This window comes from Streptomyces sp. NPDC001231 (assembly GCF_042896885.1).
Classification (GTDB): domain Bacteria; phylum Actinomycetota; class Actinomycetes; order Streptomycetales; family Streptomycetaceae; genus Streptomyces.
On record NZ_JBIAXS010000031.1, the window covers coordinates 59,964 to 76,229 of the forward strand.

Annotated in this window: 4 protein-coding genes; all 4 read right to left on the bottom strand. The window is 74.2% G+C overall.

What is annotated here, in order from left to right:
* Positions 1 to 87 precede the first annotated feature (87 nt).
* Positions 88 to 6,720: a beta-ketoacyl synthase N-terminal-like domain-containing protein gene (locus tag ACFY3J_RS31070; protein ID WP_390842222.1), complete on the bottom strand. Its 6,633-nt coding sequence runs from the start codon at positions 6,718 to 6,720 to the stop codon at positions 88 to 90.
* Positions 6,721 to 6,808: 88 nt separating this feature from the next.
* The gene (locus ACFY3J_RS31075) at positions 6,809 to 12,883 is read right to left on the bottom strand and encodes an SDR family NAD(P)-dependent oxidoreductase (protein WP_390842223.1); all 6,075 of its coding nucleotides are present in this window, start codon (positions 12,881 to 12,883) and stop codon (positions 6,809 to 6,811) included.
* A 56-nt stretch (positions 12,884 to 12,939) separates the two neighbouring features.
* Positions 12,940 to 14,523 (bottom strand): PfaD family polyunsaturated fatty acid/polyketide biosynthesis protein, encoded by a 1,584-nt coding sequence (locus ACFY3J_RS31080; protein ID WP_384178520.1) that lies wholly within the window; start codon positions 14,521 to 14,523, stop codon positions 12,940 to 12,942.
* Positions 14,524 to 14,556: 33 nt separating this feature from the next.
* On the bottom strand, positions 14,557 to 15,744 hold the full coding sequence (locus tag ACFY3J_RS31085; protein WP_384178523.1) for an SDR family oxidoreductase: 1,188 nt from the start codon (positions 15,742 to 15,744) through the stop codon (positions 14,557 to 14,559).
* Positions 15,745 to 16,266: the final 522 nt, after the last annotated feature.

The window sequence follows — 16,266 nt, forward strand, 5'->3', positions numbered from 1 at the left end:
TGGACCGCCGGGCCCCGGTGACTCCCACCTTGACCGGTTCCGCACGGAAGATCGATTACCGCTGAGGTAATGAGACAGGTCAGCAGGTCAGGGCATGGACGCGGCGGACACCACGCGCATGCCCAGCCCGCGTACTCGGTAGATGCACGTGTCGTCGCCCCACAGCGTCGCGTCAGCCGTCGCGTAGGGCCCCCGGGCGTCCGTGCCGCTCTCCACGATGTCCATGTCCACCCGGATCAGCCGGTTGGCCGGGGTGATCTGGCCGCGGTACGTCCAGGTCGTCTCGCGGCCGGGCAGCACCGGCTCGAAGCGTGGGTGCGGGATGCCGTCCGCCGCGCCGCGCTCGAGCAGGTGGTACTGGAGCAGCTGGCACATGGCCTCGACGCCCAACGATCCCGGCTGCACCGGGTCCTGGAAGAAGTGCGCCCGGAAGAACCACTCGTCCGGGACCACGTCCTTCTCCGACCGCAGCCGCCCGAGCCCCCTGCTGCCCCCGTCCGGCCAGGAGCCGGTGATCCGGTCGAGCATCAGCAGCATGGGGCCCGGCAGCCGCGGTTCCCCGGCGCAGTGGCGAGCGGGCCGGGCGGTCAGATCGACGATGTGGTCACAGGGCTCGTCGAGGCGGGCCCGGTCCTCGGCCGACACCGTGAGACCCTGCTGGTCGTCGAAGGCCGACGGCGGGAAGTAGCCGAAGGCCGTGGACAGGTCGAACAGCGGCATGCCGTCGGCCGTGCACCTCACCCGGAACGACTCGATGATCATGTCCCCGCTGCGGGAGACACGCGTCAGTTCGGCATGGGTGCGGACCGTACCCGTCGCCGGAGTGACCTCACCGGTGACCGTCCCCGACCCGTCGAGGTTGCGGAACAGCAGATCCGTGTCCGTGGTCAACGCGCTGCCCACGTACGAGGCCAGCCACCCGCAGGGTTGCAGCGCGATCTCCATCAGGACGGCGAACGGCATCGCATGGCCGCCGCTCTGCTCGAAGTACCAGGCCCGCGCGGGCACGTCGTACTCGGCGACGACACTGCTGCCCTCCCGCATACCGCCCTGCGGACCGTCCACCGAGCCGATCCGGCTCATGAAGTGGTATGGGGGACCGGGCAGCCGCGCGACCCTGCGGGTGCCGTCGAACGGCTCGTACGCGGTGCCGAACGCCTCACTCGGTCTGCCCCAGGCACACGCCAGCAACGAGGCGTAGCCGAAGGGGAGTCCATCGGCCGCCGTCGCGACCGGCTTCTCCTCACGGTGCCCGGCCAGCCCGCCCAGCAGGGGGAGCGGCACCGGTGTACCGCTGTCCTGCACGACGGGCGGGCCCGAGCGCCGCCAGTGCGACAGCGGCCAGTCGGGCACCAGCCGCAGCGCCACGTCCTGTCCCAGGAACGCCTTCGTCCCGTCCACCCAGCCCAGCACATCGGCGTACAGCGTCGGCACCGGCCCGGCCGAGACACCGCGCACGAACACCTCGTAGACGACCCGCCGGCCGGCCGGAGTGGCCTGGCCGCGGCACATCGCCCTGACGGGCCGACCGTCGACGGGCTCGAAACGCCAGCCGTCCCGGTCCACGGTGAAGCCCATCGCCGTCAGGTGGAACGCCATCGCCTGGAGACCGCCCTGGAGCATCAGGGTGCCCGGCATGCAGGGGTCGTTCCTGAAGTGCCCAGCGAAGAACCAGTCGTCCGGCGACAGAGGGGTTTCGGCCCGCAGGTAGCCGCGGCCCCACGGCCCTCCGGCCGGGTCGAACGCGGTCACCTCGTGCAGCAGCCGCAGCCTGCCGTCGTCGAGCACCGGTGAGCGGACGTGGGCCGCCGTCGCCTCCCAGCCGGGGCCGAAGCAGTCCGCCGGCCGCCCCTGGGCCAGGGCGCGTACCCGGTCCGCGTCGAAGCGGGTCCGCGCGCAGCGCACGGCGGGCGGGTCGAACGGCAGGTCGTCGCCGGGCGGCCGCCCGGCGGGATCCCACCGCACACCGCCGCTGCCCGTGAGTTCCCCGGGGGTGAAGAACCCGGCCTGGCCCTCGCGGACGCTGAGCCGGAGTTCGCCGTCCACGTAGCAGTCGTAGTGGAAGAAGGACAGCCGGACGCCGTCGTGCTCCGCGTGGCCGTCGACGTGGATCTCGTAGCGCAGGGTGTCGCCCGCTTCCGGCGGACTGCCGTGGTACGTCACTTCGCAGCCGAGCAGCCGGTAGGCGCGCTCGCCCCGGTTGAGGAGGTCGACGCCCAGCCAGCTGAGCAGAAGCAGATCCGCCTGGCCGGCCTCGATCATCAGCCCGGCGGGCATACGCCCGGTGGAGTCCAGGTACCAGCTGTCCGGCAGGACGTCGGTCTCCGTCCAGATCGTCCCGTCGGTGCGCACCGGGCCGGGCGCGGCGAGCGCCGCCGGCACGGCGTCGATGCCGGTGACCCGGTCCGCGAGCAGCATGGGCGGCCCGGGCATCCGGGTCTGCACCGCGTACGCGTCCTGCTCGGCGAACCGGGGGCCGAACAGCGTGGAGATCTCCCGGGAGGCGAGGTGCTCCAGTTGGGCGCGGTTGAACTTCGGCCCCGGCCTGAGGGGCGGTGCGGGTGCCGTTTCCGGCGGGGAAGCGGGCAGGGGCGCGGGGCGGGGCGCGGGGTGTACGGGCGCCGGGCGGGGCGTGGGCCGTGTGGGAACCGATGGCGGCCCGGCCGTCGGACGCCTCGCCGGGAGGACCGGTGGGCCCGGTGGCCGTACGGGCACGGGCGCGCCGCTCCTCAGCGCGGTGACGGCGAGAGCGGACATCCGCAGGAACCGCTGATGGGCCTCGGTGTGCCCGGCGAGGATCTCCTGGTGCAGCGCGGCGACGCGCCGGCTCTGCCGGAGGACCGCGGCACGGGCGCCGGCCTCCTGCGCCTCCCGCCCGTCCGAGTCCGTCGGCCGGACGTCCGGCAGGGGGCGCCGCCCCACGGCACCGGGCGCCTCCGACGGGCGGACAGCCCGGTCCGGCACCGGCGCCAGTTCGGGGGCCCGGGGGAGGGTCACCAGGGCCGGCTCCAGCGGCGGCAGAATCGGCGGCGTGGGTACGGGCACGGTGACGGTGGGCCCGGGACGCGGGACCTCGGTGGCCGCTTCCGCGAGCCGGGCGAACAGCTCGTCGGCGCGGACCGGCACCCCGGCGGCGACGAGTTCGGCCACCGCGAGGCAGGGCTGCCGCAGCCCGGTGTCGCCCGGGGTGTCCAGCGCGACGGCCACATGGTCCCGGTCGCCGAGCACCCGCTTGATCCAGCCGGTGCACAGCTTGCGCGGCCCGTGCTCCACGAAGATCCGGACGCCGTCCGCCCACGCCTGCTCGACCGTGGCGGCGAAGTCGATCGTGTTCAGCCCCTGCGCGGTGAGCGCCTCGGCGGCCCGTTCGGCCGTCGGCCGGTACGACTGCCCGGTGGCCCCGCTGTAGAACCGCACACCGGGCACGTCGACCGTGGGCTGGCGGTGGGCCTGACGCCATACCTCGCGGACGTCCGCCAACTCCGGTGCGTGGGCGGCCATGTCGTAGTCGAGCCCGATCGCGCGGTCGGCGCCGATCCTGGACACGACGGCCGCGCACGCGCGCGACTCGCCGCCGATGACGCAGACTCCGGGCGCGTTCACCGCCATCAGATGGACCGCGGCCTCGGCGGCGAGTTCCGCACGGACCGCCTCCAGGGGCGCGGTGACCAGATAGCTCGACCAGCGGGAGCCCTGGACGCCCAGACGCTCCCAGTGGCGCCGGACCGCCCGGAGCTTACCGGTGAGTTCGGTCGTGAACAGGCCGCTGTCCCGGGTGGCGTCGTACAGCCTCGCGGCGTCCGGCCAGGCACCCAGCGCCACCAGGGCGGCCGACTCGCCCGAGGAGTACCCGAGGGCGGCGTCCGGTCGAAGCCCGAGCACTTCCCGGGTGAACACGGTGTGGAGGACCGCGAGTTCGGCGGCGGCCCAGATCTGGTCGAGCACTCCGGGCTCCGTCCGGGACCGCAGTCGTGCACCGATCGCCCCGTGCCGGGCACGGACCGCCTCGCCGAGCGACGGCAGTGCGAGCATCAGCTCGTGGCCCATACCCGGGTACGTGGCCGAGCCGTTGGTGTACACGAACGCGGTCTGCCCCGTGACCGGCCTGTCCCGGTACACCGCATCGGCCGGACGGGCCCCGCCCCCGGCCAGCCAGCGGCGGGCGGCCTCCATACGGCCCGGCAACGCGTCGTCGTCCGCCACGAGCGCCAGCCGGGCCGGTCCGGCGCCGGACTCCGCACCGGCCTCCAGCGCGGCCAGTACCTCTTGCCGGTCGGCCCCGGAGAAGACGTGCAGGCGCGGAGCCGGGCTCCGCAGCCACGGCCGGGCGTCTCCCGCGCGCAGCCGGACACTCGCGGTGGGCCCTTCCAACGGTGTCACCGCGGCCTTCGCGGTGTGCGCGACGGCCGCGGTGTCCGCCGGAGCGCCCGGCCGCGGCACCGCGCGGTGCTGGAGCGACAGCGCCGCGACCGCGACGGAGACCAGACCATACGCGGCGTGAGCGCGCCCGAAGACGGATGCCGGGTCGAACACCGCGTCCGGGCCGTCCCCCATGACCATGTCGGGTGCGCCGGCGGAATCCTCGTCGAGCAGGGCGACGACGGTGTCGCCGTCCCTGCGCGCGGTGTCCAGGGACTTGAGGACCAGGACGACGGCGGCGTCTCCCGGTTCGTCCTCGCGTCCCAGTGCCTGTCGGGGCACTAGTTCCCGCTGTGCGGCCCGGTGCACCGCCTCGCAGGACAGGTCGGTGGCACCGACGAGCGCGGCGTCGGCCTCCCCCGACCGGATGGCCCGGGCCGCGAGCTCCAGCGCCACCAGCCCGGACGCCTCCTCCGCCGAGACCGCGAACCCCGGGCCTGCCAGGTCGAGTTGGGTGCTGATCCGGTTCGCCACGAGGTTCGGCATGCTGCCCACCACCGCCTCCGCGGTCATGGGCGGCACGAACGCGTCCCGGGCGAGGCCCGCCGACGGTGCCGTGGCGGGCAGCCCGGCCTGTTCCAGCCAGTGAGGAACCCGCCAGCGGGCGCCCGCCCGGGCCACCTCGGGGTCCACCCCCATGCCGACGACCACCATGGTCCGCTCCCGGGGCAGGGACACCGACCGTACGGCCTCGCGGGCGGCCTCCAGCACCAGGAGCTGATGGCGCACCGTTCGCCGAAGGGCCAGGGGCGGGAAGCACAGGTCCCTCAACTCCACGGCGATCTCCGACGCGGGGCCACGCCGTTCACCGCCCAGCACCGCCCGCCGGAAGTCCTCGGTACAGGTCCCGTCGCCGACGCGGGCGCCGAGGGCCACGATCGCCACCGGTGCACGGCCGCCCGGCGTTTCCCGCACCCGGGCCGGGGCGGGCACGGCGGCGGACGGCGGGCGGATCGGCCGCGGTACGGCCGGCACCAGGTCGCCGTCCGGAAGGTCCACCACCAGATGGGCGTTGGTCCCGCCGAACCCGAACGCGCTCACCGCGGCCCGGCGCTGCCCCGACCACGGTTCCGGCGCGGTCAGCACCCGCAACGGCGTGCCCGCCAGCGCCTCCAGCGGCCGTTCCGCCCCGAGCGTCGCCGGACGGACCCCCGAGCGCAGCGCGCCGAGCACCTTCAACAGCCCGGCCACGCCCGCCGAGGCCAGCAGATGCCCGACATTCGACTTCACCGAACCGATGGGCACGTCTGCACCGGCCCCGAAGACCCGCGTCATGCCGCGCGCCTCCACCGCGTCCCCGACCGGCGTCCCCGTCGCATGGCACTCGACGAGCGACACGGTCTCGGGCGCGACGCCCGCCGCGTCGTACGCCAGTCGCATGGCCCGGACCTGGCCCTCCTCCGACGGACTGATCAGCCCGGCGCCGCGCCCGTCGTTGGACAACCCGACACCGCGGATCACCCCGAGCACGGGCAGACGGGCGGCGCGGGCCTCGGACAGCCGCATCAGGGCGACGAACCCGGCGCCCTCGCCGTGCACCAGCCCGTCCGCGTCCCGGTGGAAGGGCCGGCTGCGCCCCGTGCGGCTCGTCGCGGACAGCCCGCAGAACCCCACGTGCAGGTAGAGGGGGTCCGCCCGGCTGACCGCACCGGCCACCATCAGGTCCGCCGTGCCGTCGTGCAGCCGGTCGCACGCCAGCTTGACCGCGTACAGCGACGACGCGCAGGCGGCGTCGAGGGACCACGCCCCCGCGCCCAGCCCGAGGGCCCGGGCCGCGAGCCGGGCGGGCAGCCCGGACGAGAAGCGGTTCCGGGCGTCGGGCCGCTCCCGGCGCTCCCCCGTCAGCAGGGCGTCACGGAGCGGGGGCCGCTGGGCGGACAGCCAGACGTGCTCGGCGAAAGCCGCCCCCGAGGGCGTGGGATAGGACAGGTTTCCCAGCACGAGGCCCGCGCGCGGCAGCGGGCCCTCGCGGCCCGCCTCCGTGAGCGCCTGCCGGACGCCGTACATGACCCAGTGGAAGAGCGGGTCCAGCGACAGGATCCGCTCCGGGGCGATCCGGAAGCCGCTCGGGTCGAAGACGGACTCGAACCCCCGCACATACCCGCCGACATCGGTCCAGGTGCGGTCGAGGTGGTCGTCCACCGACCCCATGGCCCAGTGGCGCGGCAGCCGCCACCGGCCTTCCGGGACGGCCGACAGGCTGGTGCGGCCCGCGGCGACGTTGTCCCAGAACGTGTCCGGATCGAGTGCGTCGGGCAGCACACAGCCCCGGCCGACGACGGCGATCGGTTCGAATTCCATACGGGTCTCACTTCACGGCAGGGCACGGCTGGGCAGGGTAGGGCAGGGCTGGTTCGCGGGGGCCGGGGGCTCGGGTGGCGCCGGGGGCTCAGGAAGGGCGGCGGACGAGTTCCACGCCGAGCAGTTCCAGGCGGACGGCTCCGTCGGCGTCGATCAGCGCCGCGTCGCAGCGCGCCCCCGTGCTGTGCACCTTCCGGCCCCGCAGCACACACCGCACGGTGCCGTCCACAGGGCCGCGCCGGTGCACCCTGCACTCCGCGACGGCCATCGGCAGCGTCGCCGCCCCGAGCTCCTCCTGCGCCCAGACCAGGGCGAGTTGGAGCGCGCCGTCCACGGCGGCCGGGTCGAGCGGCCAGTGCTCACCCGGCCAGTCCAGGGCGCGTACGCCCGCGACGGTCGCCTCGGCTCCGTGCTTCGAAACACCGTTCAGCGAGCGGACTGAGTGGAACCGGGGGCCGTGGAAGAGGTTCTCCCCGTCGTACAACTCGGTGCGGTCCAGCGGCTTGAGGCCGTCCGGGCCGCCCCACGCGGCCGGATCCGGCGCTTCGATCCCGGTGTCCAGCACGGCCCGGAAGTGCGTCATCCCGCTGTCCCCCCGCAGTTCCGCCTCCAGCCCCGACGGCGAACCGGCCGCGCCCCGGCTGCCGTGCACGGTGAGCCGGTGGCCTGTGCCGGCCAGTTCGGGAAGGACGCACTTCTTGTACACCCGCAGGTCGCGCAGGACGAGAGGGCCGGTATCCGGCAGCCAGGCGGTGGCCGCCCCCGCGAACCAGTTCAGGACCATCGCCACCGGCAGCACGGGAACCCCGGTGATCGCGTGGTCGGCCAGTTGCGGCAGGCTGTCCGCCCGGACGAGCAACTGCGTCGGACGCGGATCGCCCGCCGGGGACAGGGCCGCCGGCTCTTCCCCGGCCACCAGGACGACACGGGTCTCACCGGCTGTGCCGTCCAGCTCGGCCGTGAATGCGGCCGCCCCCTGCTCCAGAGGGATCAGCGGAACCCCGGACCGGTCGAAATGCCCGGCCAGAGCGGGTGTGACCATGCCGCCGTGCCACGGACCCCAGGCGACGCACCGCACCAGGCAGCCGGGGCGGCGGGCCTGTTCGGCGGACGCGACCTGACCCAGGATCTCGTTGGCCATGGCGTAGTCGCTCTGACCCGCGTTGCCGAACACGGCGGCCACCGAGGAGAACAGGCAGATCACGTCCAGCGGATCGTCCGCCGTCGCGGCCAGCAGCGCGCGCAGACCGTCCACCTTGGTGGACATCACCAACTCGACCTGCTCGTCGGTCTTGTCGGCGATCAGCTTGTCGGCCAGCACTCCCGCACCGTGCACGATGCCGGTGACCGGCCCCCACGCGTCACGTACGTCGCGCAGCGCGGCGGCCACGGCGTCGCCGTCGCGGACGTCCACCTGGACGTACCGGACGGGGGACCCCGCCTCCTCCAGCGCCGCGAGCGTCGCCCGCACCTCGCGCGCGGCCAGGATCTCCCGGGCCCGCGCCGCGATCCGGGCGGGCGAGGAGTCCGCAGCGTCCTCTGCGGAGCGCTCGGCGAGCAGCCGGGTGAGCGTCGGTTCGTCGGCGGCGGACGCGAGCCCTTCGGGCTCGGGAACCGGTGCCGTCCTGCCCAGCAGCACGATCCGCGGACGGTGGGTCCTGGCCAGGTCGAGCAGCGCGGCGGCGGTCACCCCGCGGGCCCCTCCGGTGGCCACGATCACCGACTCCGACGTGATCCGCCGGGTGCCGCCCGGCATCACCGGCGCGGGTACCGCCCGCAGGGTGGAGCGGGTTCCGTCCGCGCGGAGACCGGCCTCCGGGTCGGGGCCGCCTTCGAGCAGTTCCCGCACGATCGCCTCGGCGACCTCCTCGTCGCTCCGGCCGCCCCGCTCGCAGTCGACGGCCTTGACCGAGGCGCCCGGCCACTCCTTCGCCGCGGTCCTGGCCAGACCGGCGACCCCGCCCAGCCATGCGCGGTCGGGTGCGTGGCCGCCGAGCCCGAAGTCTCCTCCGGTGTCCTGCACGGTCACGAACAGCCCGTCCCGTCCGGCCGCTTGTGCCGCCGCTGCGTGCGCCGCCACCGTGCGTGCCGCGCGGAACAGCGACCGGTGGAGCTCCCGCGCATCGTCCGGCGCGCCGCCCCCGGTCAGCCCGCCGAGGTGTACGACACCGCGCGCGCCCTCGGGAACCTCCGCCACGGCGGTGGCGTCCACGCCGTGCTCCACGAGCTTCCGCGCCACGAGGGCGGTGATCGCGGAGCCCTCGGGGCCCCCGCCCGTCACCACGAGCGGCCCGTCCAGGAGCCCCGCTGTCGCCAGCCCGGACGCCGGAGACTCCACCGCGCGCTGTACCAGCCTCGTCAGCGCCGTCTCCTGCCCGGAGCCGGTGCGCATGGCGGGGATCTCCGGGACGGCGGGGACCGTCTCGGCGGGGGCCCCGGTCACGGTCGGGGAGTCCGGCGCGGGGGCAGCGGGCGGCCGGTCGGCCGCGGTGAGTGCCTCGACGATCTCGCGCAGCGTGCGGAGCCTGCCGAGTTCTCCGACGTCTCCCGTCGCCACGTCGCCCACGCTTCGGCGTACGGCCGACAGGATCTCGACGCGCTTGATCGAGTCGACTCCCAGATCCGCCTCCAACTCCATGTCCACGTTGAGCATCTCCGCCGGGTAGCCGGTGAGCCGGGCCACCACCGAGAGCAGTAGTTCCTCGAGTGCGGGTGCCGACAGAGGCGCGGCATCGGCGGCCGGGGACGGGGGATTCACCGGGACGGCGGCCGGTGCCCGGTGCTCGGCGGTGACTGGTGCCGACGAGAACGTCTCGCCCGGCCCGGCGGGAACGCGGGCGGGCGTGGCCTCGGGAACGCCGGCCGCCACCGGGGCCGACGTCAGGGGTGCCGGAGCCTGCCGGGGCGCCGAGGGACGGGGGAGCGGCAGCGGTGCCGGGGGAGCCGGGGCGTCGAGCACACCGCCGACGCTCCGCACGCCGAGCATCGCGGCCAGGGTGGTCTCGGTCATCCGAAGAAAGGCCAAATGGCTGTCGGTCAGCATGCGTTGACAGGCCGCGTGCGCCTCCGCCGTCTGCCGCTGGACGCTCTCCACCGCGGCGTACCACTCGGCGCCGAGGGCGGCGCCGGGCTCGGCACTGTACGCGGCCGCGGCGTCGTACGCGGGCTCGGGATCCTGGACGGGTGCCGTCCCGAACGTCGCCGACTCCTGAGCGTGCGCGGGAGCGTGGGTGTACGCGGACATGGGAACCGCCGGGATGTCGGACACGGGTGCGGGATGCGGGTGGGGGTGTTCCGGCCCGGCTTCCAGCGCGGGCGCAGGCGGCGCCGGTGGTTCGGCGGCTTCCGTGCGAGGCGGGTAGAGCTGACCGTAGTTGGCTCCGCTGATCTTCACGGTCATCCGGGGTGCGTGCTCCTTCACTGAGGTTCCAGGCGAGGCGTACGGCGCCCAGAGGGGATCGAAGTCGAGAGGGACACCGCGTACGGCGAGTTCGCCGAGCGCGGTGTGCAGGGTGGTGACGCCGGACCGGTCCGGCCGGTCCAGGGGGACGGCCGCGTGCTCGCGGTCACCGAGGATCTGTCCGACCAGGCCGGTCAGCGCGGTTCCCGCGCCGACCTCGACGAAGGTCCGCACTCCCGCCGCGTACATCGCCTCGATCTGGTCCTGGAAGAGCACCGGTGAGGCCAGATGGCCGGCGATCCGGCGGCGCACCTCGTCGGGCGACGACGGGTACGGGGCCGCGTCCGCGTTGCCGTACACCTCGATCCGGGGCTCCGTGAGCGGGACCGTCCGCAGGAACGCGGCGAGCGGTTCACCGGCCGGAGCGACCAGCGGGCTGTGGAACGCGGTCGACGTGCTCAGTCGGCGTGTGCCGACACCCTCGGCCGCGAACCCCTCCTCCGCGCGCGCGACAGCCTCCGTCGTACCCGAAAGCACCACCTGGCGCGGCGAGTTGTGGTTGGCCGGCCAGATGTCGCCGAAGTCGCCGGCGGCCAGCACCGACACCACGTGCTCGCGGTCCGCCGCCACGGCCAGCATCGCGCCCGGTACGACGGCCGCGTCCCGCATCAGTTCACCGCGCCTGCGGGCCAGGCCGACCAGCGCGTCGGCGTCCAGGACACCCGCGCTGTGCAGCGCCACCAGCTCACCGAAACTGTGGCCCGCGACGCAGTCCGGTCGCAGCCCCAGACCTCGCAGTACGTCCAGCAGCGCGAGCGCGTGCACCGCGAGCGCGGGCTGCGCCCACTCGGTGGCGGCCAGACGCGCCGCCCGGGCAGCGCGTTCCTCGTCGGTGAAGGCGGGCGGCGGGAACACCACCCGGTGCAGGGTCCGCCCGTCGAACCTGGTGCCGCCCAGCCGGTCCCACACGGCCTGGGCGGCCGGCGACAGCATCGCGAGGTCGGCGCCCATCCCGACGTACTGGGATCCCTGCCCCGGGAACAGGAAGGCGAGTCGGCCGGGCGCCGGGTCCCCGAAGGCGTACCGGACGCCGTTCGGTGTCGAGAACGCCGTGTCGGGCCGCTGCCGGATCAGCGTGAGCGCCTGCGCGAACTTCTCCCGCAGGTCCTCGGCGCCGGTGGCGACGATGGCCAGCCGCACTCGGTCGGTGGGGGAGAACGCGCGGTGGCTCTCCCTGGCGAGCGCGGCCGGCGGTCGATCGCCGTCCGTCTCCGGAGGCACCAGGTCGGACGGTGACGCGCCGCTGAACAGGACGAGTTCGCTCGGCGCGGAGCGATGGCGCGGCGGCACCCGGGCCGGGGTGCCCGAGGGCACGTACTCCTCCAGCGTGACGTGGAAGTTGCTGCCCCCGAAGCCGAAGCTCGACACCGACGCCCGGCGCGGATGACCGACGGGCCGTACCCACGGCCGCGTCTCGGTGTTGACGTAGAACGGGCCGTCCGGAGCCGCGGCCGCCGGGACCGGCCGGTCGACCTTGATGGTCGGCGGCAGCACCTTGTGGTGCAGGGCCATGACCGCCTTGAGCAGCCCTGCCGCACCCGCGGCGCACTTGGTGTGCCCGATCTGCGACTTGACCGAGCCGATCGCGCACCACTGCCCGTCCGGACGCCCCGATGCCTCGAACGCCTCGCGCAGAGCCGTCAGTTCGGCGGCGTCCCCGGCCTTCGTACCGGTCCCGTGCGCCTCGACCAGCTCCACGGTCTGCGGACCGTAGCCCGCCTGCTCGTACGCGCGGCGCAGAGCCCGTGCCTGACCGTCGGGAAGCGGCGCGTAGATCGCCGTACTCCTGCCGTCGGACGAGGTGCCGATGCCCCGGATCACGGCGTGGATCCGGTCTCCGTCCCGCTCCGCGTCGGACAGCCGCTTCAGTGCGTACATGACGACCGCCTCGCCGAGCATGGTGCCGTCCGCCGCGTCCGAGAACGGACGGCAGTCACCGGTGCGGGAGAGCGCGGGCGTCTTGGAGAAGCACAGGAACATGCCGATGTCGTTCCCGGTGTCCACGCCTCCGCTGATCACCAGGTCGGCCCGCCCGAGCGCCAGTTCACCGACTGCCGTGGAAAGGGCCGCCAGGGAGCTGGCACAGGCGGCGTCGGTGGTGTGGTTGATGCCGTGCAGGTCGAACCGGTTGGCGATCCGGCCCGCGACGACATTGCCGAGCAGGCCGGGGAAGGTCGACTCCTGCCACGGGCTGAAGTGCGCCGTGATGCGGTCACACACGGCTCGCGCCTCGGCCTCGGCGAGACCGCTCTCCCGCAACGCCTTCAGCCACACCGGGCGTTGGGCGCGGCCGTACATGTGCGGGAGCAGTTCCAGGGCGGCCGCGCCGAGGACGACGCCGACCCGGTCCCGGTCCATGCCCGGCAGACCACCGGCGTCGGTCAGCACTTGGTCGGCGACCATCAGGGCGAGCAGTTGGGAGGTGTCCGTCGCCGACAGGTTGGCGGGCGGCACACCGTACGCCAACGGGTCGAAGTCCACCTCCGGCAGGAAGGCGCCCCGGCGGGCGTACGTCTTGTCGGGGGCTGCCGGGTCCGGGTCGTAGTGGTCCGCCACCAGCCAGCGGGAGGCGGGAACTTCGGTGATCAGGTCCCGGCCGCCGGTCACGATCCCCCAGTAGCCGGCCGCGTCCGTCGCGCCGGGCACCAGGGCGCCTACACCGACCACGGCGACGGGCACCGGCCCGGGGGTGGAGGCGGACACGGCATCTCCTCGGAGCTGGGCGGCTGCTGCTGACACCTGAGGGGCACCGGGGCCTTTCATGCCGGCCCGTACGGGGTGTAGGCGAACGCCTCGGACGGCAACGGGACTCCGTAAGTGCGCAGTTGATGGGCGCGGGTGAGCACCGCGGCGCCTTCGAGCAGGTTGAGCGCGATCTGCACCACGGACCGGTTCGCCGGTTCGGCCAGGAACGTGCCCGCGACCCAGCGGTTGAACGCGCCCATCGCCGGTCCGCACCAGATCTGGTAGTCGGCACGCCGGGCCGTCTCGCCGTTGATCGCCCACCGGCTGGAACTGCCCAGGTACCAACGGAAGACCAGCGCCATACGGTGCTTGGGATCGGCCTCCGCACGCGTGATCTCCGAGGGGTCGCGCCGCTCCCAGAACGCGCGCGTCCGCTGCCAGACCTCGTCGAACGAGGCGTGCAGCACGTCCCGTTCGAGCGTCGCTCGCACCGCGGGCGGGATCTCCTCCAGCGAACCGTGCGCCCGGTACGCCGCGTGGAGCCTGTCGGCCCGCCGCGCGAACATCGTTCCCCTGGACAGCACTTGCAGCGTGACCCCCAGTTCGAACATGTCCGCCGCCGGTGCCATGGCCACATCGGCGACATCCGCCTCGCAGAGCATCGCCTTGGCCTCGTCGGACAGGCCCGCCTCGACGGCCGTCTGGTTCACCGATCCGACGACCACGTAGGACGCGCCGAGGGCGAAGGCGGCGGCCACCGCGGCCGGCGTGCCCAGCCCTCCGGCCGCGCCGATCCTGACCGGCCGGGGGTAGCCGAACCGCCGGCACAGCGCGTCGCGCAGCAGGACGATCCTCGGCAGCAGGACCGACAGCGGCCGGTTGTCGGTGTGGCCTCCGCTGTCGGCCTCCACGGTGATGTCCTCGGCCACCGGCACCCGGGCCGCCAGACCGGCCTCCTCCGGGGTCAGCCTCCCGTCGGCGACGAGCCGGTCCAGCAGCGCTGCCGGGGCGGGGGAGAGGAACCTCTCGGCCACCTCGGGCCGGGAGACCTTGGCGAGCATCCGTGTGCGCCGGACGATCCCGCCGTCGGCGCCCCGGCGCAGTCCCCGGGCCGAGCACAGCACGACGGCCGGGGTCAGCTCCATGAACGCCGACGCCGAGATCCGGGGCACTCCGTGGTGCGACAGCAGCTCGGCGACGCGGAACTCCAGCGCGGGCTCGGCCGGCGAGTGGATGAGGTTCACCCCCCAGTTCGGCCGGGACCGCAGCTCCTGCGCCAGCGCGTGCACGGCCCGCTCCACCTCGGCGTACGCCAGGCCACCGGCGCCGAAGAACCCGAGCATCTCCGCCCGCGCCATCGCGGACACCATCCGGGTCGTCGAGATGCCGTTCGCCATCTCGCCCGCCACATAGGGGAAACGGACGCCGTGCGCCTCGCAGAACGTGCGCCCACCGAGCCACTCGGGGTACAGCGGCGGCAGCGTACCGAGCACCGGGCCCTCGGGTAAGGGGCCGGTCGCGAGGCCAAGCTCACGGCCGCTCGGCCCGCTGACGATGTGCACGGGTTCCCGGATCCGTCGGGCACGGGCGGCGATCTCCTCCAGGGAGAAGACCGGTACGGACGCGGCGGGGGCGTCAGGGGCGGAGAGGACGGGCACGGAGGGGCTCCAGCGGGAGAGGAGGTGTGCGGGTCAGGCGTACCGGGCGGACGGGAAGGCGGCCGTGGGCCTGGGCGACGACCCGGTGGGAACCGGGTCCCTCGGGGCCAGTCCGGACCACAGGTGGTCGAGGTCCACCCGGCCGGAGGCCGCCGACGGCCCGAACAGGGCCCGGACCCGGGTGTCGTCGAAGCGCCGCCGGTGGGTCAGGTAGGCCGTCAGACCCGGGTAGAAGTCCACCAGCGCCTCCAGTGCCGACGGGTCGTCCGGCTTCGTGGCGACCAGGTCGATCGACAACCGGACCAGCCGCTCCAGCAGGGTCACGATCGTCGGCACGGGCACGTCGCGGTCATGGACGACGTGGTACGTGTCGACTCCGCCCGAGGGCGTCAGGCCGGCCAGCCGCACCATGGCCTCGGCCGCGTGCTCCACCGGCATCAGGTTCAGATGACCGTGCGGATGACCCACCAACCGGAGGCGGGGACGGCCGCCAGGGCCGGAGCTGCGGGGGCCCTCGGACGCGGCGCCGTCGTGATCCGGGCTCCCGGGACCGGCGGTGCGTCGCGCGTCGCGCAGGATCCGCTCGATGACCTGAAGCGGGTGCGAGGGCAGGTCCGGGTGCGGCGGCAGGTCCGTGACCAGGATGCTCGGCCGCAGCACCACGACCGGACGGCGGTGCTCCCGCGACCACGCGTGGACCAACACCTCCGCCTCGTACTTGGAGCGTTCGTAGGCGTTCTCGAAGCCGTACGCGTCGTCCAGCTCGTCCTCGTACGCCACCCCCTCACGCCGGCTCCCGGCCACGAAGGCGGTACTCACATGGTGGACCACGGGTCTCCCGCGTCCGGCGGCAGCCAACTCCAGTACGTGGCGGGTCCCTTCGACGTTGGTCCGGCGCAACTCGGGAAGCTCGGCCTCAAGGTTGATGCTGCCCGCGCTGTGCCAGATCGCGCCGAGGCCGTCGGCCAACTCCTGGAACGCGCGCCCGGACAGGCCCAGCCCGGGCCGCTCCAGATCGGTCTCCACCACCCGCAGCCGGCCGGGGAGTCCGGCGACGAACGCCTCGGGCGCGCCGGTCAGCGCGAAGAACCGGGTGATGCGGTGCAGCGCGTCGCCCGACCCCGCGTGGGCCAGGACCGTCACCGACCGGTGTGTGTCGAGCAGACAGCGCAGCAGGCGCAGTCCTAGGAATCCGGTGGCGCCGGTGAGGGCGACGTGCATGACCTTGGCTCCAAGGGCTCCGAAAAGGGACAGGACCACGACCGCGCGCGAGGGCGGTGAAGGCTGGGCCGCTCCGGCGGCCGGGGAGTGGGATGCAGCCGACCGTCCCATGGCGCGGCATGACACCGGCGGGCGCGGCCTGATGATCGCCGGCGCAAGGCACACAGTGTCAGACGGTGAATGGTGACGCTGCTTCTGAACCCGCCGGCTCACCTGAACGGATGACCCAGGCCACGGTCTGTGCGTGTCCCGGACCGACCCTTGAAAGCCCCGGTCGCGAGCCAGGGCGCCCGGCCCGTACGGACGCGACGGAGCAGCCGCGACCGAGCGGGCCACGGGGAGGACTGTCCTCCTTCCGGGTGATCTCGCCGGCGGTGGCGGACAGGTGGTTCCGGGTGGTGCCGCCTCGCCGCCGGCGGGCGGTGCGGGGCGTCGAGCCCGGTGGGGCAGGGGGAACGCGTACTCCCGGCGCGGAGGAAGCCCGTACTCCGAGGCGGCTGCGGGCGCGCGGCCGCTCACCAC